Genomic DNA, 2457 nt, shown 5'->3' with positions numbered 1-2457 from the left:
GGGGGACCGGGGGTCAGTCGCTCGGCTTATATCCCCACGGATAAATCCGGGGGCTTTACGCCGATTCTCGGTAAAGAGGGGAAGATTGGTTGGGCATGATAGATTACCCCAAGGTCTCAATGGCTGCAAACCGCGTTCGCGTCGCTGCCTCAATGATACCATCTGCTATGGTGCTCGTACTCCTCGAGTCGAGCCATACCCAGGAAGACCCCTAGTTTTTACCACAACTCCAATGCCTTGGTTTGTCAAAATAGAAGCAGGAATCGTCGATAAACCCACCTTCGATAAGTACGTCCCCGCCCATAAAGCCTACGTCAAGGATTTAATCGCCAAAGGGCATAAAGCCAAAACCGGCTACTGGGCTTGTCGCGGCGGCGGAATGATGCTCTTCGAGGCAGAATCGATGGAAGAAGCGCAACGACTCGTCGCCGAAGACCCGCTGATTCAGAATGGTTGCGTCAACTATCAGGTTTATGAGTGGTGCATCGCGATCGAGTAAAAAAAATTTGCCTTTTTTGGCGAGTTTAGTAGACAGTGGCGCAGAAATGGTGTTATAGTAGGAAACGATCCGGACCCATGCGGTCACAACGCCCAAACTTTGTCAGGACCGGAAGGTAGCAGCAACACGGGATGCTTGTGGCAGGCGTGGTATCCGGGTCACTTTTTTTAGAGTTCCCCCGATGGGCCAATGTAGGGGACGGCGGCGCTTTGGCACCCCCCGTTAGCCACCCGAGGAAAAGATGACCTATCCTGGGATCGGTAATCCATTTGCGCGTATTAAGGAGCAGCAGTTTCTATGCCTGGTTTCGGCGATATGCTTCAAAAAGCATTTTATCTTGGCGTCGGGATAGCCTCCTATGCTGGCGAAAAAGCCACGGGAAAAGTAGGGGAACTCACAGAGCAAGCTCAAAAGCTGGCTGATGAAATGGTGGAACGCGGCGAGATGAGCACGGAAGAAGCTCGTCGGTTCGTGGATGAGATGATGAAACAGGGACAGCAGAATTTTCAGCAACCCCCATCGAGTCAGACCCCACCTCGAGAGCCACGACGCATCGAAATTATCGAAGAAGACGAAGAGTCATCTGGAGAAAAGCCAGAAGACAAGCCAAAGGATGTAGATAACCTGCGCGACCAGGTACAATCATTACAGGAAGAACTCCGTCGGCTTCAGAATGAGTAGAAGGCGGTGGCTGCAGTAACGGGGCAAACAATGATGATGGAAGATTGGCCGCAAGAATTCTTTAAAATGATAGACACAGCAGCAGAAGAGGTCGATCGCTTTTTTGAAGAAGTGACCGAAGAGGTCACGGAATTTGTGGAGGCGATCGGAAAATTTTCTGAAGAAATGATGGATCTTTCGGAAGAGTTAACCGAAGAATGGCAAACTGCGATTGTGAACGAACTCGACCAATGTTTTGAGGAGTTAGTCGATCCCCTGTTCGACTTCTATTTAGGGCTGGATGACTTTCCGGAAACTCCAGACCAATTCGTGTCCTACGTGCCACCAACCGAAGAGAAAAATTCCGTCTGTATCGGGTGCAAGAATTATCACGGTCAAGTCTACGGCGGAAATCTGCTCGTCTGTGGGATGCATCCCTACGGCTGGGATGCCGGGGGTGACTGCCCCGACTGGGAATCTGAAACAATGTGAGTGACGAGAGGCGCGGCGATCGCGCCTCTCGTTTGGTACCTTATATAAGGTGCTTCGTCTTCTTCCGGTTGATGGCTCTGGATAAGATAGAAGAGTCACCGCGTTTGAGAGCCAACGGGGTAGCAGACCACCACCATAGGCGATCGCTGATTAGAGCGTTTTGAAGTATCTGGCCACTGGCCACAGTCGGAAGCCCACCTTTTCATAGGTGTGACCTGCGCGAGCATGACCGGGATCGCCGCCAGTCTCCACCATAGCAATCGACATCCCCGCCTCTTTCATCCAATCCAGAGCGAATGCTGTCAGAGCGCTGCCTATGCCCTGCCCTTGCAAATCTGGATCCACAGCAACCATGTAGATTTCACCCATCCTCTCCTCCCAGTGTAGTTTCACAGCTACAAAGCCCACAATAGAATCTGCATCAATAGCTACCCATACGCTGCTGTCTGTCCGCCCCGCAGACATCCTCCACAGCCTTCTGCTGACTCACAAGCCAATTCTCGGGAGAGAACACCCGGTATAGGTCAGCGTCCATCGCCTTCTGAATTGACTCAAAGCCTGGAGTCCATGCCCGAAGCGAAAGACGAACAACGGCATCAATGTGGCGTGGGTCATAGGGTTCGATTTTCATCTCGGGATAACCTCTAGAATATAATGGAGGATGTTAGCCGATAATTGATTTTTTAATCAAAAAATGCTAGAGTAGCCGTATGTCGCAACTGCCTAAGATTTGTCAGGAACCCCATCCCTAAAGGGAGGGGCTTGGTAAGACTTTATTTTCCCAAGCTCACCTGACCAGAAGACCA

General features: G+C 51.2%; 4 protein-coding genes and 1 other RNA gene. 4 read left to right on the top strand and 1 reads right to left on the bottom strand.

The genetic code is table 11. From position 1 onward, the window contains the following. Positions 1–232: 232 nt before the first annotated feature. The 4 genes from LKK83_RS14080 to LKK83_RS14065 all read left to right on the top strand — a co-directional run bounded on the left by LKK83_RS14080 (position 233) and on the right by LKK83_RS14065 (position 1651). Positions 233–499 (top strand): YciI family protein, encoded by a 267-nt coding sequence (locus tag LKK83_RS14080; protein ID WP_324631808.1) that lies wholly within the window; start codon positions 233–235, stop codon positions 497–499. A gap of 66 nt (positions 500–565) precedes the next feature. After that, positions 566–662: signal recognition particle sRNA small type (gene ffs, locus LKK83_RS14075), an RNA gene on the top strand. Positions 663–796: 134 nt separating this feature from the next. Beyond that, complete coding sequence (locus LKK83_RS14070) at positions 797–1180, top strand: phasin family protein (RefSeq protein ID WP_324631807.1); 384 nt, start codon at positions 797–799, stop codon at positions 1178–1180. 6 nt (positions 1181–1186) lie between these two features. Beyond that, on the top strand, positions 1187–1651 hold the full coding sequence (locus LKK83_RS14065) for a hypothetical protein (protein WP_324631806.1): 465 nt from the start codon (positions 1187–1189) through the stop codon (positions 1649–1651). Between the two features lie 150 nt (positions 1652–1801). Here the strand turns inward: LKK83_RS14065 and LKK83_RS14060 are convergent, their stop codons facing one another. Then, positions 1802–2116, bottom strand: a complete 315-nt coding sequence (locus LKK83_RS14060) for a GNAT family N-acetyltransferase (protein ID WP_324631805.1) — start codon at positions 2114–2116, stop codon at positions 1802–1804. Between the last annotated feature and the right edge of the window lie 341 nt (positions 2117–2457).

This window comes from Phormidium sp. CCY1219 (assembly GCF_035615515.1).
GTDB lineage: Bacteria > Cyanobacteriota > Cyanobacteriia > Cyanobacteriales > Laspinemataceae > CCY1219.
The sequence above is the reverse complement of the archived record's forward strand: the minus strand, read 5'-3'. Positions and strand labels throughout refer to the sequence as shown.